This is a genomic window from Pseudoalteromonas sp. APM04 (assembly GCF_022809815.1).
GTDB lineage: Bacteria > Pseudomonadota > Gammaproteobacteria > Enterobacterales > Alteromonadaceae > Pseudoalteromonas > Pseudoalteromonas marina.
In genome coordinates, this window is the sequence record NZ_CP094441.1 from 2,978,088 (window position 1) to 3,001,182 (window position 23,095).

The window sequence follows — 23,095 nt, forward strand, 5'->3', positions numbered from 1 at the left end:
AAGGAATGTTCATGCCTGCGACAAAAAGAAGTAATCGCAAAGAGCAAATACTGCAAGCACTCGCACAAATGTTAGAAACAAGCCCTGGTCAACGAATCACCACAGCTAAACTAGCTGCTGAGGTTGGTGTATCTGAAGCGGCCCTGTATCGTCACTTTCCTAGCAAAGCGCGTATGTTTGAAGGCTTAATCGAGTTTATTGAAGACACTCTTTTATCGCGCATCAACCTTATTTTAGAAAACGAAAAAGAAAGCCAAACCCGTGTTTATAATATTTTACTTTTACTTTTAACATTTGCCGAAAAAAACCCTGGTATTACCCGTATTTTAACCGGTGATGCGCTGCAAGGTGAACAAGAGCGCTTACGTGAACGCGTTCAAAGCTTTTTTGAAAAATTAGAAACCCAACTTAAACAAGTACTTAGAGAACGCAAGCTTCGTGAAGGAAAAAACTTCCAAAGCGATGAGCTTACACTGGCTAACTTTTTACTTGCCTATGTTGAAGGAAAAATGAATCAATTTGTGCGCAGTGACTTTAAAACTAAGCCAAGCGTCCAATTTGAAAAACAATGGCCTGAATTGCAAAAAATTTGGCTCTAACATAATTATACCCGCTGAATTAATTTTTAAATAAAACGACCAAATGGTCGTTTTATCGTTTATACCTGTTACTTATCGCCACCACCTGCCTTCTATCCTATCTGGTCGAAATATTAGTCAAACTCGTTACAATAAAATAATGTTAAAAAACGAGATTCAATAATGAAAACAAAGCTCACCCTACTAAGTAGCGCACTTATTACTGGCTTAGTCAGCACCGCGCCTAATGCAAAAGAGGCATTAGAATTCACAGATGTATTTAACTTTAAATCAGCCAAAGGCACACAACTATCTGAAGATGGACGTATTTTATCTTTAAGTGCCACGCCATACCGCGGCAATGCTGCAGGTCAGGTTTACTCTTTAACCTCAAATAGTTTAATCAGCGAAGTGGACCGCGGCACCAAGCCGTTTATAAACAAAGCAGCCAACTGGACTGCATTTACACAAGTACCCACATTACTCGAAAAAGAAACCACCAAGAAAAAAAACACGCTTAAAAATAACTTAGTGCTAGTAAATACAGAAACAGGTGAGCAAAAACGTTTTGAGAATGTAAAAGACTACGCATTATCAAACGACGGGATATGGCTTGCGTATCGCTTAGATAAAAAAGCAGATAAAACTGATAATGTAGAAAAAAACACCAAAAATGAGAGTAAAGAGGAAGACAGCAGCGCCATTTCACCTGACAAAAAAGACAAGGTTTACTCGCTCGTTATTGTTAATTTAAAAAACCAACAAAGTGAAACTATTGATAATGTTTTTAGTTACAGTATAAGTGCTACCAATGATCAGCTTTTGCTAAGCCAAAGTTACCCTGATGGTAACGACAACCAAATAAAGCTAATCACACTAACATCTTTTAAAAGTGAAGTGCTAATTGATGAACCCGGTGTTGTTGCTAATAAAATAGCATGGCACCCAATCGAAGCAACCGTAGCATTTACTTTGGGTAATTATGTAAACGAAGATACCCGCCGTCGAAACCACTCACTACAATTATGGAAAAACGAAACACTTTCAACTATTGAATCTACAAACAAAGAGTGGACTATAGGCAAAACCGCAAAACTAAGCTGGTCAGAAAACGGCGAACGCTTATACTTTGAAAACCGACCAAAACTTGCAGCGAAAGTAAAAGCCAAAGAATTCGTAGATGAAACCTCACTCTATGACATTGCCACTATTCGCGAGCAAAAAGGCTTGGATGTTTGGCATAATAAAGACCCAGAAATAAAACCACGAGAAAAACAGCAATGGAACGCGGTTAATAAGCACCGTCACTACGAAGCCGTATACCATGTAAATTCACAAAAAGTGGTTCAACTAAGTACCCCTGCAATGCCGAGTGTTGCTCTTAATACAGAACGCGATACTTCCTTACTGGGCTCGTCAAATACTCCCTATTTAGAAAAAATAATGTATGGCGGCTTTTTTGCAGATTACTACGCTGTAAACATTAATACAGGCAAGCAAACTCCTATTGTGACTAACAGCCCTTTTAGACCTTCTCTTTCTCCTAATGGCTTATTTGCGGCTTACTTTGCTGACAACCAAATACAACTAAAAGAATTAGCTAACAATAAAGTTACTCCGGTTACAAAAGCCATAAAAGCAACTTTTGCCGACGACAAACACGACTACCCATCAGATCAACCAGGCTATGGTTTTGCAGGCTGGATGAGCGATAGCAGCCAAGTACTTGCTTATAGCAAATATGATATTTGGGCGTTTAATGTAAACACCAATCAAGCTAAACGCTTAACAAATGGAAAGCAGACTAATACACAGTATCGCGTCATTAATCTTGATAGAAACCAGGTAGGCTTTAAACAAGATGAAACACTGCTAGTTACTGCTGTTGACCTTCAAACAAAGCAACGGGGGATTGCAAAGCTTGATTTAGAAAACACGACCATTACTGAAGTACTCAGTGGTGATAAACGTTTTGATATTGTTAAAAAAGCCAAGAAAGCAGATAAATACCTATTTACAGAACAGACTTATCATCAGTTCCCAGATTTTTATCAAACCGACTTAAGCTTTTTAAGCACACAAAAAGTAACTGATTTGAACCCTCAAACCGCAAATTTTGCTTGGGGTGAAAAACCTGAACTGATTAGCTACAAAGGCTTTGATGGTGAAGACTTGCAAGGTGTTTTAATAAAACCTGACGGTTACAAAAAAGGCGATAAAGTGCCTGTTGTCGTTTATTTTTATCGTTACATGAGCCAGCGTATGTTTGATTTTCCTAAAATGGAGTTAAATCATCGCCCTAATTTCCCAATGTTTACATCAAATGGCTACGCCATCTTTTTACCTGATATTCGTTTTGAAATAGGTCACCCGGGCAAATCGTCAACGCAAACCATGATCAATGCTACCCAAAAGTTAATAGATCTTGGTATTGCCGATCCAAACAAAATTGGCTTGCAAGGTCACTCATGGGCCGGGTACCAAAGTGCATTTATGATCACCCAAACAGATATGTTTAAAGCGGTTGTATCAGGCGCGCCGGTATCTAACATGACCAGCGCATACAGTGGTATACGCTTAAAGTCAGGCCTTGCTCGCCAGTTTCAATACGAAACAGGACAAAGCCGCATAGGTAAAAACTTATTTGAGGCACCAGAGTTATATATTGAAAACTCACCCGTATTTTTTGCTGACAAGGTCAATACGCCAATTTTAATCATGTTTGGAGACAAAGATGATGCGGTGCCATGGCACGAAGGCGTACAGTATTATTTAGCACTTCGTCGTGCAGGCAAAGATGCCACTTTTTTACAGTATGAAGGTGAACCGCATCACCTTAAAAAATTCCCAAATCAGGTCGATTTTTCAGTCCGTATGATGCAGTACTTCGATCATTACCTAAAAGGTCAGCCTGCAGCTAAATGGATGATTGAAGGTGAAGCATTTATAAGTGAGTGAACTGAGACATTCATAAATAAACATGATAAAAGCTGATCAGGGTACTCTGACAGATAGAGGCCGATATTACTCAGTAATATCGGCCTCTAAATAGTCAATTATTTTTCCAGCAACAAAAAAGCCGCGATAATCGCGGCTTTTTTTAAATTACTAATAATTACAAACCAGCACGGTCTTTAATTACAGGAATAAGCGCAGAACCTGCGTGATTGCCTTCAGCCCAGGCTATGTCGGCACCGTCTGACAATGAACTTTTAGATAAGTTTTTAACAATATACTCACCTGCATCTACAGCATTGCTGGCAACAGCATGACGCAATAAGTTATTACCGTTACATTGAATAGAATCATATATGTTACGAATTTTTACACGAGAGCTTTTTAACTTACTACGTAAACGGTTTTTATCATCTGCTGCGATATACTCGCAAATAGATATTGCTAGTTGATCATCAGCTTTTACTGGAGCTGTGTAAGAAAGTGAAACTGCAGCGATAGCAGAAATAACAACTAACTTTGATAATTTAAACATTGTCGACCCTTGTTTGGTACTTTATTCCTACGTTAACTGGTTAATATTGTACCAACCTAGTTAACCTTTCGCAATAATGTTAGCAGTATTTATATAAAGTTACGAATTTATAACTATGTTTATTTTTTTCGTCTGGCTGTTTAGATTGCTCTTCTTTCACTTCCCAATTTGCAATAGCTTGGTAATCAGGGAACTGTGTATCGCCTTCAACATCGAGATCAATAAAGGTTAAATATAAGCGCTCAGCTTGTGTTAAAAACTGCTGATAAACATTTCCACCACCAATAATCATCACTTCTTCAACATCACAAACCAAGCTCAGCGCGGCCTCTGGGCTTGTTACCGTTTCAATACCTTCGGCCTTATATTCAGTGTTGCGCGTAATAATAATATTGCGTCTACCAGGTAAAGGACGGCCAATAGACTCAAAAGTTTTACGACCCATGATCACAGGCTTGCCTGTAGTAACGGCTTTAAAATGTTGGAGATCTGCAGGTAAATGCCACGGCATTTTATTATCAAGACCAATAACACGGTTATTTGCCATAGCGGCAATCATTGAAATAATCACATTAAATACCTAATACTTTACTATTAAAAAACAAAAAAGGAGCCTACGCTCCTTTTTATATTTAATGAAAATTAACGTTCGTAGACTACTTCTACATCGTAATCATCTTCATCCCAGTCATCCCAATCATCATCATCGCCTTTGGTGGCTTTTTGATGGTAGGTATCCCACTTAAATTCTATTTCTTCATCTTCAACTTGCTCAAACTTCTCTTTAGGCATGCTATCAAGCAATGTCATAATATCGTGTATAAGCGGTTGAGTATGCAGCTTGTTAATAGCTGAGATTTGATAAATATTTTCAGACTCACCTAGCTCTTGTGCAATCGCATCGCATAGTGCTTGTGCTTCATCTTCAGGTAACAAATCTATTTTATTAAATACTAACCAACGCGGCTTTTCTGCAAGTTTAGGGCTGTATTGATGCAGTTCGTTTATAATTGCAAACGCATTATCGACTGGGTTTGATCCATCTACAGGCATTACGTCAATAATGTGCAATAACACACGACAACGCTCTAAATGCTTTAAGAAGCGGATACCTAAACCGGCACCATCAGACGCACCTTCAATCAACCCAGGTATATCAGCTATTACAAATGACTTGTTAGCTTCCGGACGCACTACACCTAAATTAGGAATAAGCGTTGTAAATGGGTAATCAGCTACTTTTGGTCTTGCTGCTGACACACTGCGAATAAAGGTCGATTTACCAGCATTTGGCAAACCTAGTAAACCTACGTCAGCTAGCAATAGTAACTCTAATTTTAAGTTACGTACTTCACCGGGTGTACCTAGTGTTTTTTGACGAGGCGCTCGGTTAGTACTTGATTTAAAACGTGCATTCCCCAAGCCGTGGAAACCACCTTTTGCAACCAAAATTCGTTGACCATGTTGGGTCAAATCACCAAGCCCTTCTTGCGTATCAACATCGGTTATACGCGTACCCACAGGGACCATTACAAACAAGTCGTCTGCTTTTTTACCTGTACAGTTTCGGCTACGTCCGTTTGTACCGCGTTCAGCTCTGTGAAAGCGCTCAAACTGATAGTCAATCAGGGTATTTAAGTTTTCATCAGCTTGTAGATAAACACTACCACCGTCTCCACCGTCACCGCCGTCAGGCCCACCATCTGGGACATATTTTTCACGTCGGAAAGACACGATACCGCTTCCGCCGTCTCCGGCCTCTGCGCGAATTTCTACTTCATCTACAAACTTCATGATTACTCACTTTAGGGATTGGCTTGCTAATTTATACATTATATACCGAAGCCAAGCCGATTGCAGGCTTGGCTTTGGTATATATTTTTGTCTCAAAACAAAAAACCCCGCAAAGGCGGGGTTTTTTAACTACCTTACTGATTACTCAGTTACGATAGTTACGTATTTACGGTTTAAAGGACCTTTTTGTTCAAATTGAACTTTACCATCTGCTTTTGCAAAGATAGTGTGGTCTTTACCGATACCTACGTTTGTACCAGGGTGGAAACGTGTTCCACGCTGACGAACAATGATGCTACCCGCTAGAACTGATTCGCCACCAAAACGCTTAACACCTAGGCGTTTGCTTTCTGAATCGCGACCGTTACGAGTACTACCAGCTGCTTTTTTATGTGCCATTTCTAAGTACCTCTAATTAAGCGCTAATGCCAGTGATTTTAACTTCAGTGAACCATTGACGGTGGCCCATTTGCTTACGAGAATGCTTACGGCGTCTAAATTTAACAACCTTAATTTTCTCACCGCGACCATGTGAAACAACCTCTGCTGTTATCTTACCACCGTTTACGAACGGTACACCGATCTCGATCTTCTCACCATCAGCAACTAAAAGCACTGAATCAAATTCAACTGCCGCACCAGTTTCAACGTCTAATTTTTCAAGACGAATCGTTTGACCTTCAGTCACACGATGCTGTTTACCACCACTTTGGAAAACCGCGTACATAATTAACTCCGTCTGTGCACCCTCAAATCGGCGCAACTAAAATATTCTTCGATAGGGCGCGAAGTTTACGCTAACGCGAAATAACTAGCAAGCCTATTTTGTAATTAAAATGAATAAAAAGTAGCTGCTTTGAGAGCAATTCAATATTTTCTCTATTTTATATTAATTAAGCCTTTTGCCAAGCGCTTTTTAACTCTTTGCAAAAATAACCCTACTAATAAAATTACAACCTGCGTCGACCATTATTCAAACTCAAAAACCATCTTTCATCGTCTAGTAATTAAACACATTTGTGATTGAATTAAGCACTTATTAAGCACTTTAGGTAGGTTTTTTAAATCAATCGTCACAAAATATCGAGCTAGTGCGTTTTTTGTTGTACAATCTGCGCCGTTCACACATAAAAATTGGCTCGGAGATCAATGGATATAAAAGCTATCCAGGCGTTAATAGAAAGCGATATGAATGACGTCAATCAACTTATACATGCGCAAATGCGCTCAGAGGTGGCGTTAGTAAACCAACTTGGTTTATACATAGTTAATAGCGGCGGCAAACGCGTTCGCCCTATGTTGGCTATTTTAGCTGCCAAAGCGCTAGGTTATACTGGTAAAGACCACATTACACTTGCGACCATTGTTGAGTTTATTCACACCGCGACCTTATTACACGACGACGTTGTTGATGAGTCAAACTTACGCCGAGGCACCCCGACCGCTAACGCTGAATTTGGTAATGCTGCTAGCGTATTAGTTGGCGACTTTATATACACGCGCTCATTCCAGTTAATGGTTGGTTTAGGCAAAATGCAAATTATGCAAATACTCGCCGATGCTACCAATATCATTGCTGAAGGTGAAGTGCTGCAACTTATGAATTGCAACGATCCAGACACAACCGAAGCCAGCTACATGCAAGTTATTTACTCTAAAACGGCTAAGCTGTTTGAGGCTGCTACCGGGCTTGCTGCTATTATTACCAATAATGATGAAGCCACGCTCAATGCATTAAACTTATACGGTATGCACTTAGGTACGGCATTTCAACTTGTTGACGATGTGCTTGATTATAACGCCGATGCAGACCAGCTAGGTAAAAATATAGGCGATGATCTAGCCGAAGGTAAGCCTACCCTACCACTTATATATGCAATGCAACACGGTAATGCGCATCAAACACAGTTAATTCGTGATGCTATTGAGCACAGTAATGGTATGGAACATTTAGAAGAGATTTTATCTACGTTAAAACAAACCAATGCGCTTGAGTTTACAATGCAAAAAGCAGAGCTTGAAGCCGATAAAGCAATTGCTTGCTTAGATTTTTTACCAGAATCTGAATACAAGCACGCATTGGTAAGCTTAGCCCGTATAGCCGTTGACCGTGATCACTAGCCTTAACGAGCCTGTTATTTAACACTAATAGTAAATAACATTCGAGCAACAAAAAAGCCTGCAAATGCAGGCTTTTTTAATGCTCATTCTGGCTATTACGCCATGAAATCAACACCTTCTTTGATGTCTTTTTTCAGTGTCTCAAGCATATCGTTCTTCGCTTTTTCTTCAAATGCGCTTAGTTCGCCGTAAGAAAGAATTTCTTCAACGCCGTTTTTACCTAAACGTACTGGGTGTGCAAAATACTCTGCATCACCATCTTCAACAGCAACGTATGCGTAATCTACAACATCTTCACCTTGTAGGCCTTTAACTAAAGACATACAAAAACGTGCTGCAGCAGCACCCATTGATAATGTAGCTGAACCACCACCTGCTTTAGCATTTACTACTTCAGTACCTGCATTTTGGATACGTGGAGTAAGTGCAGCAACTTCGTCTTCAGTGAAAGTTACGCCTTCAACTTGAGAAAGTAGAGGAAGAATAGTTGTGCCAGAGTGACCACCAATTACTGGTACTTTAACTGTAGCAACGTCTACGCCTTTAAGTTCAGCAACAAATGCTTCTGAACGAATCACGTCAAGCGTAGTAATACCAAATACACGGCTTGCATCGTATGTGCCTGCTTTTTTGAACACTTCAGCAACAATCGGTACTGTGCCGTTTACTGGGTTAGTAATGATACCCACAAGTGCTTTAGGACAACTAGCTACAATGCCTTCAGCTAGTGTTTTGATGATACCGGCATTTACGTTAAATAAATCTGCACGATCCATACCTGGTTTACGTGGCATACCCGCTGGGATTAAAACAATATCAGCACCGTCAAGCGCTTTGTTTAAATCGTCTGCGCCAAAACCTGCTACTTTAACATCAGTTGGGATGTGTGATAGGTCAACAGCAACACCTGGTACAACTGGTGCAACATCGTAAAGTGATAATTCAGAACCAGCTGGTAAGCCTGTTTTTAATAGTAAAGACAATGCTTGACCGATACCGCCTGCAGCACCTAATACAGCAACTTTCATTGGAATTCTCCGTCATTTGAGGTAGGAAATACTTGTGGCCCTTAAGATAATGAAATTAGCGCCTAAAAACAAATTTATCGGACCTATTTTGCGATATTTTCGACCATAGTTGTAAACTTTGGTGGTTTATCGCATCAAACTGTCAAGTTGACTAAACAACTGCTGCATAATTATTCATTTTTGTGTACTATTTACAGCATAAATAACAATAATGAATAAAGACTATGCAACCTCAAGATAAACAAGAAGCATTGGTAAAAGCGTTTAAATCACTTTTAAAAGAAGAAAACTTTGGCTCTCAAGGCGAAATAGTTGATGCGCTTAAAGAGCAAGGCTTTGACAATATAAGCCAGAGTAAAGTGTCACGCATGTTAAGTAAGTTTGGTGCTGTGCGTACCCGCAACGCTAAACAAGAAATGGTTTACTGCCTACCCGCTGAAATGGGAGTGCCGACCGCTAAAAGCCCATTACGCCAGTTAGTCATTGATATTATGCATAATGAAATGATGATCATTATTCGCACCAGTCCAGGCGCTGCGCAGCTTATTGCCCGCTTACTTGACTCGTTAGGAAAGGCCGATGGTGTATTAGGTACTATTGCCGGAGACGATACTATATTTATTGCCCCAGCTAAAATTTCTGAAATAGACGTTACGCTTGAACGAGTACGTATTTTATTTGATACGGTTTAAATTTGCTTTAAAAACCCAACTGAGGGGGCAAAAAAAGCAGACCCCATATCGGCTTGAGTAAAATCAAGCCAATGGTCGTAACACTCCCCCTCTCCTAAACGGCTATTTAATACAGCCTCAAATGCAGTACCAGTACTTGCGCAGCTTATGCATAACATACCTTGCTCATAAACATCGCCATAAGGCATGCTTTGATTCAACAAAAGGGGTTGCCCCTCTTCATCTTTTAATTCGCTACGCGTGGCATGACTGGTATTTAATGCTGGGGTTATAAGCGTATTATCAAGTCGTGTACGGCCCATAATTTGCTCTTGCTCACTGAGCGATAAGTGCTGCCAAACAGTTAAGTCGTGTTTATAGCGCTGAACATGAATATAACTTCCCTGATCTTCAAAACAACCAGGTTTATTAATTAAAGCAGTTGAACGCTTTTTTCTTCCGTGTGGCATATCACCACCATAAATAAAACCATTAAAATCTCGGCCATCTAAAAAACGAAAGTTACGTATTTGCTCCACCAGCTCCACATCAGGTGCAAAAAGCTTTAAAACTTGCAATGCAAATAAGTGGTTTACGTCTTCTCTGTCTGAACGCACCTGCACAAACAAGTCGCACGGCTGAACACTCATTTGGTGATCTGCATGATTTATATTAGGAAAGCTTTGCAGCTCACTAGGAATATACTCAGGAAGAATATGAGGCCAATATTGGGCGCCAATGGCAACAACGCACGACAACATCGACTCTGAAAACTGATCATTAAACTCTTCTTCAATTGCGCTTACTTGTTTTAATTTAGCGCGCAATGATTCGTCTTGACCATCAAACACATTAAAAAATAAATGCAAACCATGCAGGTTTGCTTCAGCACAAATCCCAGATTGCGCTTGCGCCATTGTTATTCCTCAGTTTTACAGATATGTACACAGTGAATCACATTAACTATGATTCAAAAAAATTCACTGTGTGGGGTTTTATTTTTATTATAACCTGCTCATTGATTTCAAATGATTGGCCATATTGCGCTTCAACTTCAAGCGTTTGTTCGGCTATAACAACTTTATAAACATACGCAGAGCCAATAAAGCGACGACTTAATATTGTAGCCCGTTTACTGAGTTTGTCACTTTGACACTCTTGCAAAAGTTCAATTTGGTGAGGTCGCACATATAACTCACCACTACATGGATAGCAGCTCGTTTGCATATCTGACTCAACGGTGCCAAAAGGTGTTTTATATTCAGTAGCCGTTAATGCTTCTGCGGATAAGTATATGCCTTGACCTAGAAACTCTGCAACCACCTTTGACCTAGGAGCTGCAAAAAGCTGCTCTGGCGTACCTTGTTGGGCAATATTACCGCGGTCCATAATGGCAAGCGTGTCAGAAAAAGCAAAAGCTTCTTCTTTTGAATGGGTAACAAATACCGCTGATACTTGTTGCGCCTTAATAATACGGCGAATATCTGCAATTAATTCAAAACGAACTTGGGTATCTATATTTGAAAACGGCTCATCAAGAAGTAGTAAACTTGGTTTATAAGCCAACGCACGGGCAATTGCAACGCGTTGCTGCTGCCCACCAGAAAGCTGGTGAGGAAATCTATCTGCGCAACCAGACAAATGCACTAACTGAAGCATTTCATCCACACGCTGTTGTTTTTCGGATTGGCTCATTTTACCTAACCCAAACGCAATGTTATTTGCTACGCTTAGATGAGGAAACAACGCGTAATCTTGAAACATCATACCTATATTTCGGTGCTCTGGTGCAATAAATGTTGACCCATCACTTACCAGCTTGCCATCTATAAATACACTTCCGTGCTTGGCCTCAACTAAGCCTGCAATGGCTTTTAATGTGGTGGTTTTACCGCAGCCACTGGCACCAAGCAAGCATACAATCTCATCTTTACCCACGGTTAAGTCTAAGTTTTCGATCACCTTTGTACCGTTATAGTGATAGCTGACACCTTGCAAAATTAAACTACTCATTTAAGTGTGTTGCTCCATAGAACGATTAATAAAATACAAGGGGATAAATCCAACAATAACAATAGATAAAGCAGATATAGAAGCCAGCTCTAACTGCTCATCACTCACGTACTGAAAAACATGCGTTGCTAGACTTTCAAAGTTAAATGGTCTGAGTAATAACGCAGCAGGAAGTTCTTTCATGCATTCAATAAAAACGAGTAAGGCAGCTGTCAGTAAGCCTCTTCTTAATAAAGGTAGGTGCACTAAACGCAATGTTTGGCCTTGGCTTTTACCCATAGACTGGCTTGCCATATCAAGTGATGGACTAATACGCACAAAGCTCGACTCTATCGCTCCGTGAGCAATGGCATAAAACCGAACGACATAAGCAATCACAATAGTAAACACACTGCCTGTTAGTAACAAACCTATGTCTAAATTATAAGGCTCTAATACATTATTAATACTACTTTCTAACAGTGTTAGAGGTAATAAAACGGCAATTGCTAATACGGTGCCAGGCAGTGCATAGCCCGTACTCGCTAGTCGCCCAGGAACGAGAGGGTAAGACTGTGTTGCTATACGCTGATAAAAAACAACAAAAACACCTAATGCAATTGTTATTACGCTCACAACGCCTGCCACTTTTAGGCTTTGCCACGCATAATTAAAAAACTCAGCACTCCATGCTTTTTCAAAGTAGGTAATGGCGTAATTAAGTAATACTGCAATCGGGATCACAAAAGATACAAGTAAAACCGTGCCACAAAATGCCGTTGCTAACCAAGCCGACTTTCCCTTTAAAATATAAAGTGCTTCACTATTTACGCCCGATTGGCGTTCAAATACAGCTTGATTACGACGACTAAAGCGCTCTGCCATAAGCGCTAAAAAAAGTAGTAACAGCATGACACCTGATATTTTTGCAGCAGCAGTCAAGGAGTAATAACCAAACCATGTATCGTATACCGCGGTTGTGAGCGTGCTAACAGCAAAATAACTTACTGTTGCAAAATCGGCCATTGTTTCCATACTAATGAGCGCAAGAGCAGCAACAATAGAACCACGAGATAATACAAGACTCACTTTAAAAAAACTTTTAGTTGGGGAAAGTCCCATTAGTTGACTTGCCTGTACCAATTTAAAAGACTGCTCTCTCAAAGCCGTTTTAAAAATTAAAAATAAGTATGGGTAAAGCACCAAGGCAATCATGACTATTGCGCCCGGCAGGGTACGTATATCAAAAAACCAATAGTCACTGGGAGATTGCCAGCCAAACCACTCCCTTAGAGTAATTTGCACGGGTCCTGCATAATCAAGTAAATCAGTATACACGTAGGCAATAATGTAAGTAGGCATAGCAAGGGGCAGCATGAGCGCCCATTCAAAATGTTTTTTACCGGGAAAGTTACAATAAGCAGTTAGCCAACCAAGTGGCAACGCTATAACACTACTGAGTGCACACACACCTAATATAAGTAGTACAGTATTAGAAATGTAATCCCAAAGCACAGTGTCCCAAAGGTGAGTAAAAACCTCTGAGTTGCCTTGTAGCGATTCAAAAAGAAGGAAGAACAACGGGGCCGACAAAACTAAACCTGTCGACCACGCGAATAGCTGCCATTTAGACAGCTTAAATTTATAAGTCATTAAAGATCGAACTTCACCTCATCAATTAACTTAAGCGCTAACGGACGATATTTACTGATCTCATCAAGTGGCAAGCTATCTTCTTTAAAGCTGCCCCATGATGCAACCAAACTGGATAATTGCACACCAGGCTTAACTGGGTATTCCATATTAAGCGATGCATACATGTTTTGCGCTTTATTGTCGGTCATATACTCTATGAGTTTCAAGGCATTTTCAGGGTTTTTAGCATATTTAGTGATAACAGCCCCCGAAACATTAATATGTGAACCACGATTAATTTGATTAGGGAAATTAATGTGTACCGCCTCAGCCCATGCTTTTTGTTCTTCGTCTTGCAACATTTTACCCAAGTAGTAACTATTGCCTAACGCAAGATTACATAGCCCCTCTTTAACGGCTTTAACTTGAGCACGGTCATTGCCTTGTGGTTTACGTGCTAAATTAGCCTTGACGCCTTCAAGCCATGTTTTAGTTTGCGCTTCACCGTGATGCGCAATCATTGAAGCAACTAACCCTAGGTTATACGGATGTTTACCTGAACGAGTACAAATTTGCCCTTTATACTTTGGATCGGCTAGTTCTTCGTAAGTGAGCTTTGGTAATGCGCCCAAACGATCTTTCGACGAATATACATTTCGCACGCGTTTTGTTAGCGCAACCCATTGACCATCTCCATCTCGAAAAGCAGAAGGTACGTTAGCATTTACATTAGTGCTATTAATTGTTTGAGTTAAGTTTAAATCTTCCAATTGAATGAGTGCACTAAAATTAGAAGTAAGAACTAAATCAGCTTTACTATGTTTACCTTCGCGTTTTACACGCTCGATTAAGCCTTTTTTAGCAAACACAACATTTGTTTTAATACCGGTTTGTTTTGTAAAATCGTCTAAAATAGGTTGTATTAAAAAAGGTTGGCGAAAAGAGTAAATATTAACAACATCATTTGCAAAGGCTGGCGCCGATACGATAAACCCTAAAGCGATAGCGAGTGTTTTCTTCATTATTCCACCTAAATAGTAATTATTATCAATAATTCTACCGTGAACAGTTAAAAAGTGCACACCCTAAATACCCATAAATACTAAAAAAGCGTCCAAAACAGAAATACCCTGTAAGAGATATCTCACGGAAGTGGCAGCTTATAAGTAAAACGCCGATTAAATACCTAGCAAAAACAACATAAGCCATTGATATTTAATACCTATATAGTATTTAACAATAATAATACATAAACTATTTAGGGTTTTTGCCCTACTTTAGTTGGACCATTCACCTATAATTACCTCATCAACTAAGCAATGATGCTTAACGAGTGAAAGGACAGGGATCAATTACTCGCAAACCAGTGATTGGTTATGAAGGATAACACGGAGTTAGGACAGGCTCAGGATGAGCATCGCAACGGAGTGTTAATAAACGGACAGCATCAGGAAGATGCACACAGGAGTGCAACATTGGAGTGTTGCTTAACAGGAAGTTGAAGGAATATAAAGGACAGGCCTTAACAGGCAACACAATGGACTGATAACAACACGGAAGCACTAGGACGTGCAAATGAAGGATTTGGTAATAGGTTTTACCGCAACAGGACGTTTAGGAATAAAGGAGATAAGCCCGGATTGGCTTATATTGCATAGAACTAAAAAGTAATATAGCAATAAACATGGAACAGTAAAAATTGGAGTTGATTAAGTTCAATTGCAGGATGCAGAAAATTAGAAGATTCCGCAAGCGCGCCTAGAGATAGAGCGCGCTTTTCTTTGCCCTAAATTTAATACTCAATACAATCGGTATTAGAGAGACTCGGGTCTACCTTTATTTCGTTTTCCCATAAGATACGCATCTCTAAACTTTATAAAGTGATCCTCAAGCTTTTTAGCTGCATCCATTTCACCCGCGAGTGCTAGCACTAAAATACCTACTTCAGCTGTGCCTAATTGATGCGCATGAGGCGCAACTCGTAAGCGATAGTCTGATAACTTATCAGCTGTAATAGACAATACGGGCAAGTTATCTAAATATGGGCTTTTACGAATCATTTTTTTCGCTTCACGCCATGTACCATCTAAAAATATGAATAGCGGCTTTTTATTAGGCTCAATATTCACTTGCGTAATAGCTCGCCCCTCTTCTACATCCTCAGCAGGAAAAATAACCATTGGCTGATATTGCTCATCATTAATAAGCGCTATTAGCGCATCATCTGGATTAGTTCTATCCCATTTAAAAGCATGGTTATCGGGTATAATTTCGGCAATTAAACGCCCCGTATTTGAAGGTTTAAAACTTTCGTTATGGTACATCAATAAACACACTGCAGCATCGCACTGTGCTTTCTCTACGCCTTCACAAATACAGTAGTGCTTTGCAATTAAGCATTGCTCACAACGTGCTAACTTAGCGCCACGGGCATTAAATTCGCGACGAGACTCGCTAATTTGCTGAGCGCGTAATACCAGTACTGAATTATGGGAAGAGTGAGTCACAGTGATTAATTACCTTAAATTTGATCGGCGCATATTGTAGCTAAAAACGTGATGAATAGATATCAGCTATCAGCTATCAGCTATCAGCTCAAAATAAAATGGCATTTTATTAAAGCAAGTTTTGTTTATGTTTGGATTAACAGCTATAAAACAAAAAACCCAAGCCGAAGCTTGGGTTTTAAAAAAGCGTTGCTAGTTAAAAGAACTTACTTCTTCTTTTTAACTGCTTTTTTGTTTGGTAAATCAGTGATTGAACCTTCAAAAATTTCAGCTGCAAGGCCAATTGATTCGTTCAATGTTGGGTGAGCATGAATAGTAAGTGCTAAGTCTTCACCATCTGCACCCATTTCAATACCTAAACCGATTTCGCCAAGCATTTCGCCCGCGTTAATACCAATCATAGCACCACCAATTATACGGCCGCTTTCTTTATCAAAGATAAGCTTAGTAGAACCCTCAGTACGAGAAGATGCAATTGCACGACCTGAAGCAGCCCACGGGAATACCGCAGTTTCAATGCTTAAACCTTGCTCTTTAGCTTCTTTCTCAGTAACACCTACCCATGCAATTTCTGGGTCAGTGTAGGCAATTGAAGGAATACATTTAGGGTCGAAGAAATGCTTCTGACCAGAGATAACTTCTGCAGCAACATGACCTTCATGAACCGCTTTATGCGCAAGCATAGGCTGGCCAACTAAGTCACCAATTGCAAAAATATTGCTTACATTAGTACGTAACTGTTTATCAACGTTAATAAAACCACGCTCATCTACATTTACGCCTGCTTTTTCAGCATCAAGTAAATTACCGTTAGGCGTACGACCTACTGCAACAAGTACTTTATCGTAACGTACTGGCTCAGCTGGTGCATTTTTACCTTCAAATGTAACGTATAAGCCATCGTCTTTCGCTTCAACAGCAACAACTTTAGTTGAAAGCATAACGTTAAACTTATCGCTTACGTATTTTTGGTAAATTTTGATAATATCTTTATCAGCTGCAGGAACTAATTGATCAGCAAATTCTACTACATCAATGGCAGAACCTAATGCGCGGTAAACACTTCCCATTTCAAGACCGATGATACCACCGCCTAAAACAAGTAGTTTTTCAGGAATATCTTTAAGCTCTAATGCGCCAGTTGAGTCAATTACACGGTCATCTTCTGGGATAAAAGGTAAATTAACTGGTTTTGAACCTGCGGCAATAATAGCATTATCGAATGTGATAGTAGTTGTACCGTCAGCACCTTCAACAGCTAAAGTGTTGCTACCAGTAAATTTACCATAGCCTGGTACAACTTTAACTTTACGCATTTTAGCCATGCCGTCTAAGCCGCCCGTAAGCTGACCAACAACAGACTCTTTCCAAGAACGGATTTTGTCTAAGTCAATTTGCGGTGCACCAAAAGTAACACCATGAGATGACATTTCTGCAGCGTCATCAATTACTTTAGCTACGTGTAAAAGTGCTTTTGAAGGAATACAACCAACATTAAGACATACGCCGCCTAATGTTTCACGCGATTCTACTAATGTAACTTCTAAGCCCAAGTCAGCAGCACGGAAAGCCGCAGAGTAACCACCAGGACCACCGCCTAGTACAACAACTTGAGTTTTTAATTCGTTGCTCATGCTATTACCTTAATTGTTTGAACGGGACACTGCCCTAAAATTTAACTGCCATGTTTCTGCATGGGCAGAAAATCAGAGCAATTCACAAATAGTGCAAAGATTGTATCATTGCATATAGTAAAAATCCCAGCTAAAAACAACTGGCTGGGATTTGATTTTGTTCATATTGTAGCGATTACATCACTAATTGACGTATGTCGCTCATGTAGCTAGCAAGCGTTGCTGTAAAGCGTGCAGCTAGAGCACCGTCAATCACACGGTGATCGTATGACATAGACAACGGAACCATTAATTTAGGCTCAAAGTCTTTACCGTTCCACTTAGGTTTCATTTCAGATTTAGATACACCTAAAATAGCAACCTCTGGTGCGTTAACAATTGGCGTAAATGCCGTACCGCCAATACCGCCTAAACTTGAAATAGTAAAACAACCGCCTTGCATATCAGATGACGTTAACTTGCCTTCACGCGCTTTTTTAGATACTTCCATTAGCTCACGAGATAGCTCAATAATGCCTTTTTTGTCCACGTCTTTAAATACTGGAACAACTAAGCCATTAGGCGTATCTACTGCAACACCAATATTAATGTACTTTTTAAGAATCAAGCTTTCACCATCTTCAGACAGCGACGAGTTAAACGTTGGGAACTCAGCAAGTACTTTAGCCGCAGCTTTCATCACAAACACTAGTGGTGTGATTTTAACGCCAAGCTTTTTCTTCTCGCTTAAAACGTTTTGTTCTTTACGGAATACTTCAAGGCTTGTGATATCTGCTTCGTCAAACTGTGTAACATGCGGTATTTGTACCCAGTTACGGTGTAAGTTTTTACCCGATAGCTTTTGGATGCGAGACAGTTTTTTCTCTTCAATTTCACCAAATTTAGCAAAATCTACTTTTGGCCAAGGAATTAAGCCAAGCTCACTGCCACCAGCATTACCTGCTGATGCTGAAACTTGACCAGACTCAACTTGCTTCACTAAGCTTTTAACATAGTTTTGCACGTCTTCTTTAACCACACGGTTTTTACGACCCGTGCCTTTTACGTTCGCTAAGTTAATACCAAACTCACGTGCTAAACGACGAACAACGGGCGATGCATGAGCATACGCGCTATTGTTTTCAAAACTTTCGTTGCTAACTTTAGCGGCAGGTGCAGCCTGTGCTGGCGCAGACTCGGTTTTTGCAGGTGCCGCCGCTGGCTTTTGTTCAGCAGGTGCTGAAGCTTTTGCAGGTGCACTGCCTGCAACTTCAAATACAAAAATAAGTGAACCAGTTTTTACTTTATCGCCCGCTGCTACTTTAATTTCTTTAACTATACCTGCAAATGGCGCGGGTACTTCCATAGCCGCTTTGTCGCCTTCAACGTTTAAGATAGATTGCTCTTCTTCAACGGTATCGCCAACAGCAACCATGATTTCAGTTACTTCAACTTCGTCGTCGCCAATATCAGGGACGTTTACTTCTTTTATGCTTGGCTCAGCGCTTTGAGCAGGCTCTGCTGGTGCAGACTCTTGCTTAGGTGCATCTGATGCAGATGCGCTCGAACCTGCAACTTCAAAAACAAATACTAATGAACCTGTTTTTACTGTATCGCCAGTGGCTACTTTTATTTCTTTTACAGTACCAGCAAACGGTGCAGGTACTTCCATAGCTGCTTTGTCGCCTTCAACGTTTAAGATAGATTGCTCTTCCTCAACGGTATCGCCAACAGCAACCATGATTTCAGTTACTTCAACTTCGTCATCACCAATATCTGGTACGGTTACTTCTTTAGTTGAAGAACCTGAAGCGTGAGCTGGTGCCGCCGATTCAGCGGGGGCTTCAGGTGCTGAATCAGCACCTGCGCTTTCGCCTTCAAATATAAATACTAAAGAGCCCGTTGTTACTGTATCGCCAACATTTACTTTAATTTCTTTTACGGTACCCGCTTGCGCAGCAGGTACTTCCATTGAGGCTTTGTCGCCTTCAACTGTCAGTAAAGATTGGTCAACATCTACTTTGTCACCAACGCTTACTAAGATTTCGGTTACTTCTACGTCATCGCCACCGATATCTGGAACATTAATTTCAATACTCATTACAAACCTCTTATGCGTACAGTGGGTTTAGTTTATTTGTGTCGATGTCGAATTTCTTAAGCGCGTCAACAACAACAGACTTTTCAACTTCACCGCGTTTAGCAAGTTCAGATAACGTAGCAACAACAACGTAGCTTGCGTTAACTTCAAAATGACGACGTAAGTTTTCACGGCTATCAGAACGACCGTAACCATCTGTACCTAACACTTTATAGTTGCTGCTAGGAATAAATGAACGCGCTTGTTCTGCGTAGTTTTTCATGTAATCGGTAGCGGCAACAGTTACTGAGTCGTTTAATACGCTCGTGATGTAAGCTGTTTTTTGCTCGCTTTCAGGGTTAAGCATGTTGAAGCGCTCAACATCTTGACCATCACGCGTAAGCTCATTGAATGACGTTACAGAGTAAACATCTGATGCAATGCCGTAATCATCACTTAGAATTGCAGCCGCTTTACGCACTTCAGTCATGATAGTACCTGAGCTTAATAGCTGTACGTTGGCTTTTTTACCTTCGTAGCTTTCAAGCTTATAAATACCTTTACGAATACCTTCTTCAGCACCTTCAGGCATAGCTGGCTGATGGTAGTTTTCGTTCATTAGCGTTAGGTAGTAGTAAATATTTTCTTGGTCGTCACCGTACATACGACGAATACCATCTTGTACAATTACGGCAACTTCAAATGCGTAAGTCGGGTCGTAAGAAATACAGTTAGGAACCGTGTTTGCAAGAATATGGCTGTGACCATCTTCGTGCTGTAAACCTTCACCATTTAGCGTAGTACGACCAGCCGTAGCACCTAACAAGAAACCACGTGCTTGTTGGTCTCCCGCCATCCATGCCATGTCACCAACACGTTGGAAACCAAACATAGAGTAGTAAATGTAGAATGGGATCATTGGTAAATCATTCGTGCTGTATGATGTTGCAGCAGCAACCCATGACGACATTGCACCTAACTCATTAATACCTTCTTGAAGTACTTGCCCTGATGTAGCTTCTTTATAATAAGAAACAATATCACGGTCTTGAGGGGTATAGTTTTGGCCATGTGGGTTGTAAATACCAATTTGACGGAATAAACCTTCCATACCAAAGGTACGCGCTTCATCGGCAATAATTGGTACAATGTTTTTACCAATGCCTTTGTCTTTTAATAAAATATTAAGTGCACGAACAAAGCCCATTGTGGTTGAAATATCACGTTTTTGCTCTTCAAGTAGTGGCTTAAATGCTGCTACTTCTGGCAACTGTAATTTTTCAGAAAACTTAGCTATGCGAGTTGGTGTATAACCTTCTAAGTCTTTACGACGAGCGTGTAAGTATTTGTACTCTTCAGAGCTTTCATCAAGCTCTAAGTAAGGTAAGTCTTTAATTGCTTCTTCAGAGACTAAGTCTTGTAGGCCTAAACGGTCACGTAAGTGTTCAACATGGCTCATGTCCATTTTTTTCACTTGGTGCGCAATGTTTTTACCTTCAGCTGCTTCACCCATGCCGTAACCTTTTACAGTTTTAGCAAGTATCACAGTAGGACGGTCGTTAGTTTGCTCGGCCTTTTTAAACGCTGCGTAAAGTTTTGATGGCTCATGACCACCACGCTTAAGCGCAAAAATTTCGTCATCCGTCATATCAGCAACAAGGGCTGCTGTTTCTGGGTAACGACCAAAGAAATGCTCACGAACGTACGCGCCATCTTTTGCTTTATATGTTTGGTAATCACCGTCAATTGTTTCGTTCATCAATTGTAGTAATTTACCTGTTGTATCTTTAGCTAGCAGAATATCCCAACCGCTTCCCCATACAACTTTAATTACGTTCCAACCAGCGCCTTTAAATAGGCCTTCAAGTTCTTGAATAATTTTGCCATTACCCATTACTGGGCCATCTAGACGCTGTAAGTTACAGTTAATTAAGTAACATAGGTTGTCTAACTTTTCACGTGCAGCAAAAGAGATTGCGCCGCGTGATTCTGGCTCATCCATTTCACCATCACCTAAAAACGCGTATACACGTTGGTTTTTAGTGTCTTTTAAGCCACGGCCGTCTAGGTATTTTAAGAAACGCGCTTGGTAAATAGATGCAATTGGGCCTAAACCCATTGATACCGTTGGGAACTGCCAAAATTCAGGCATTAATTTAGGGTGTGGGTACGATGGTAAACCTTTACCATCTACTTCTTGGCGGAAGTTGTCTAGTTGAGCTGCGCTTAAACGCCCTTCAACAAATGCACGCGCGTAAATACCCGGAGAAATATGGCCTTGGTAATAAACTAAGTCACCACCGTCTACCTCGTTTGGCGCTTTAAAAAAGTGGTTAAAACACACTTCATAAAATGCTGCTGACGATTGGTAAGACGCCATATGGCCGCCTAAGTCGAGATCTTTTTTAGATGCACGCAGAACGATCATAATCGCGTTCCAACGAATAATTGAACGAATACGACGTTCAAGGTTCACATCACCTGGGTAAGCAGGCTCTTGATCTACAGGAATAGTATTAACGTAGTTCGTGGTAATACCCGTTGGCATATCAACGCCGTCTAAGCGGGCTTGCTCTAATACTTGCTCAAGTAAGTACTGAGCTCGTTCAACACCTTCTTCACGCACAACTGATTCAAGAGCTTGTAACCACTCTTGTGTTTCTAGCGCGTCTACGTCAATTTTATTGACTTCAGACATATGGAGGTTTCCTTATGTTTAAAATACGAATGTTGTTAATTTAATACAACTGATACTTAAGTTAGTGTGTTCAAGTAATAGAGTATTAGCTTAATTTTGTTTTGTGCGTCTTAAACTACGTTCAATTCGCGAATATTCTTTGCCCGCTTCAAGTAATGCTTCCTCAATAAACGCTAAATGCGCATTACTTGCTAAACGAGCTTGTTCTGGATTGCCGTCAATAACCGCATCCATTAACAAACGCCTGTGCTCGGCTAACTGACTGCTAATATCAGGTTTTTCTAATAAAACCGTTAAATTTTGCAATACGTTTTGCTCAAGCAACGCCTGCATACCTCTCACCAAGTGCAATAACACAACATTATGTGAGGCCTCAGCCACACTAAAATGAAAGGCATTAATTGCTTTTGCTTTTTGCTGTAAGTCATCTTGCGAAAGCGCAATTTTATCAAAGCTTTGTTTTACTTTAGTAAAATCGTTACTTGTACCTCGCAGTGCTGCGTAGTAAGCAGCAATACCTTCTAAAGCATGACGAAATTCGAGCAAATCAAATTGTGACTCAGGGTGTTTACTTATCAGTTCAAACAACGGATCAGTTAACCCTTCTTCCAGCTGATTTTTTACAAACGTACCACCGCCTTGACGACGCGTAACTAGCCCTTTTGCTTCTAGCTTTTGAATGGCCTCGCGCAGCGAAGGACGAGACACTTCAAACTGTTTTGCTAGTTCACGCTCTGGAGGCAGCTTTTCTCCTGGTGCTAACGAGCCCTCAAGAATCATATTTTCGAGTTGCTGTAAAATAACATCAGATAGTTTTGCTGCTTTAATCTTTAAAGACATGAATCAACGTCCGCGTTGTATAAATACCAAGCCCTAAAACTGGAGCTC

General features: G+C 40.4%; 19 protein-coding genes. 4 read left to right on the forward strand and 15 right to left on the reverse strand.

What is annotated here, in order from left to right; translation table 11 throughout:
• Window positions 1–11: 11 nt before the first annotated feature.
• Together slmA and MTP24_RS13775 are read left to right on the forward strand one after the other, a co-directional pair.
• A complete protein-coding gene (gene slmA / locus MTP24_RS13770) occupies window positions 12–599 on the forward strand; it encodes a nucleoid occlusion factor SlmA (protein ID WP_006794533.1) in 588 nt (195 codons plus the stop codon).
• Window positions 600–761: 162 nt separating this feature from the next.
• The gene (locus tag MTP24_RS13775; protein ID WP_243531703.1) at window positions 762–3,536 is read left to right on the forward strand and encodes a prolyl oligopeptidase family serine peptidase; all 2,775 of its coding nucleotides are present in this window, start codon (window positions 762–764) and stop codon (window positions 3,534–3,536) included.
• Between the two features lie 157 nt (window positions 3,537–3,693).
• Here the strand turns inward: MTP24_RS13775 and MTP24_RS13780 are convergent, their stop codons facing one another.
• The 5 genes from MTP24_RS13780 to rplU form a co-directional block, all read right to left on the reverse strand.
• Window positions 3,694–4,068 (reverse strand): DUF3718 domain-containing protein, encoded by a 375-nt coding sequence (locus MTP24_RS13780; protein WP_008131132.1) that lies wholly within the window; start codon window positions 4,066–4,068, stop codon window positions 3,694–3,696.
• Between the two features lie 79 nt (window positions 4,069–4,147).
• Window positions 4,148–4,639, reverse strand: coding sequence for a type 3 dihydrofolate reductase (folA, locus tag MTP24_RS13785; RefSeq protein WP_243531704.1), 492 nt, complete (start codon window positions 4,637–4,639; stop codon window positions 4,148–4,150).
• Between the two features lie 71 nt (window positions 4,640–4,710).
• On the reverse strand, window positions 4,711–5,862 hold the full coding sequence (cgtA, locus tag MTP24_RS13790) for an Obg family GTPase CgtA (RefSeq protein WP_006794537.1): 1,152 nt from the start codon (window positions 5,860–5,862) through the stop codon (window positions 4,711–4,713).
• Window positions 5,863–6,003: 141 nt separating this feature from the next.
• Window positions 6,004–6,261 (reverse strand): 50S ribosomal protein L27, encoded by a 258-nt coding sequence (rpmA, locus tag MTP24_RS13795; protein WP_002957747.1) that lies wholly within the window; start codon window positions 6,259–6,261, stop codon window positions 6,004–6,006.
• 16 nt (window positions 6,262–6,277) lie between these two features.
• The gene (rplU, locus tag MTP24_RS13800) at window positions 6,278–6,589 is read right to left on the reverse strand and encodes a 50S ribosomal protein L21 (RefSeq protein WP_006794538.1); all 312 of its coding nucleotides are present in this window, start codon (window positions 6,587–6,589) and stop codon (window positions 6,278–6,280) included.
• 422 nt (window positions 6,590–7,011) lie between these two features.
• On the opposite strand from rplU, the gene ispB reads away from it, so the two are divergent.
• Entirely contained in the window at window positions 7,012–7,983 is a 972-nt protein-coding gene (gene ispB / locus MTP24_RS13805; RefSeq protein WP_008131122.1) for an octaprenyl diphosphate synthase, read from the forward strand.
• Between the two features lie 95 nt (window positions 7,984–8,078).
• On the opposite strand, the gene mdh is transcribed toward ispB, so the two are convergent.
• Window positions 8,079–9,011, reverse strand: coding sequence for a malate dehydrogenase (gene mdh, locus MTP24_RS13810; protein WP_006794540.1), 933 nt, complete (start codon window positions 9,009–9,011; stop codon window positions 8,079–8,081).
• Between the two features lie 224 nt (window positions 9,012–9,235).
• On the opposite strand from mdh, the gene argR reads away from it, so the two are divergent.
• A complete protein-coding gene (gene argR, locus MTP24_RS13815; protein ID WP_006794541.1) occupies window positions 9,236–9,703 on the forward strand; it encodes a transcriptional regulator ArgR in 468 nt (155 codons plus the stop codon).
• On the opposite strand, the gene MTP24_RS13820 is transcribed toward argR, so the two are convergent.
• The 9 genes from MTP24_RS13820 to pdhR form a co-directional block, all read right to left on the reverse strand.
• Complete coding sequence (locus MTP24_RS13820) at window positions 9,700–10,599, reverse strand: Dyp-type peroxidase (RefSeq protein WP_006794542.1); 900 nt, start codon at window positions 10,597–10,599, stop codon at window positions 9,700–9,702. The two genes, argR and MTP24_RS13820, sit on opposite strands and share 4 nt — an antisense overlap.
• 46 nt (window positions 10,600–10,645) lie before the next feature.
• A complete protein-coding gene (locus MTP24_RS13825; RefSeq protein ID WP_243531707.1) occupies window positions 10,646–11,695 on the reverse strand; it encodes an ABC transporter ATP-binding protein in 1,050 nt (349 codons plus the stop codon).
• Window positions 11,696–13,327 carry an iron ABC transporter permease gene (locus tag MTP24_RS13830; RefSeq protein ID WP_008131115.1) on the reverse strand — a complete coding sequence of 544 codons (1,632 nt, stop codon included), beginning with the start codon at window positions 13,325–13,327 and terminating at the stop codon, window positions 11,696–11,698.
• Window positions 13,327–14,331: a Fe(3+) ABC transporter substrate-binding protein gene (locus MTP24_RS13835; RefSeq protein WP_010556616.1), complete on the reverse strand. Its 1,005-nt coding sequence runs from the start codon at window positions 14,329–14,331 to the stop codon at window positions 13,327–13,329. The genes MTP24_RS13830 and MTP24_RS13835 overlap by 1 nt, the downstream gene beginning before the upstream one ends.
• A gap of 792 nt (window positions 14,332–15,123) precedes the next feature.
• Window positions 15,124–15,816, reverse strand: a complete 693-nt coding sequence (locus tag MTP24_RS13840) for a DTW domain-containing protein (RefSeq protein ID WP_008131110.1) — start codon at window positions 15,814–15,816, stop codon at window positions 15,124–15,126.
• Between the two features lie 206 nt (window positions 15,817–16,022).
• Window positions 16,023–17,450: a dihydrolipoyl dehydrogenase gene (gene lpdA / locus MTP24_RS13845; protein ID WP_243531709.1), complete on the reverse strand. Its 1,428-nt coding sequence runs from the start codon at window positions 17,448–17,450 to the stop codon at window positions 16,023–16,025.
• 175 nt (window positions 17,451–17,625) lie between these two features.
• Window positions 17,626–19,530: a pyruvate dehydrogenase complex dihydrolipoyllysine-residue acetyltransferase gene (gene aceF, locus MTP24_RS13850; RefSeq protein WP_243531711.1), complete on the reverse strand. Its 1,905-nt coding sequence runs from the start codon at window positions 19,528–19,530 to the stop codon at window positions 17,626–17,628.
• A 10-nt stretch (window positions 19,531–19,540) separates the two neighbouring features.
• Entirely contained in the window at window positions 19,541–22,207 is a 2,667-nt protein-coding gene (gene aceE, locus MTP24_RS13855) for a pyruvate dehydrogenase (acetyl-transferring), homodimeric type (RefSeq protein WP_138739827.1), read from the reverse strand.
• A gap of 90 nt (window positions 22,208–22,297) precedes the next feature.
• Window positions 22,298–23,047 carry a pyruvate dehydrogenase complex transcriptional repressor PdhR gene (gene pdhR / locus MTP24_RS13860; protein WP_243531713.1) on the reverse strand — a complete coding sequence of 250 codons (750 nt, stop codon included), beginning with the start codon at window positions 23,045–23,047 and terminating at the stop codon, window positions 22,298–22,300.
• Window positions 23,048–23,095 lie beyond the last annotated feature (48 nt).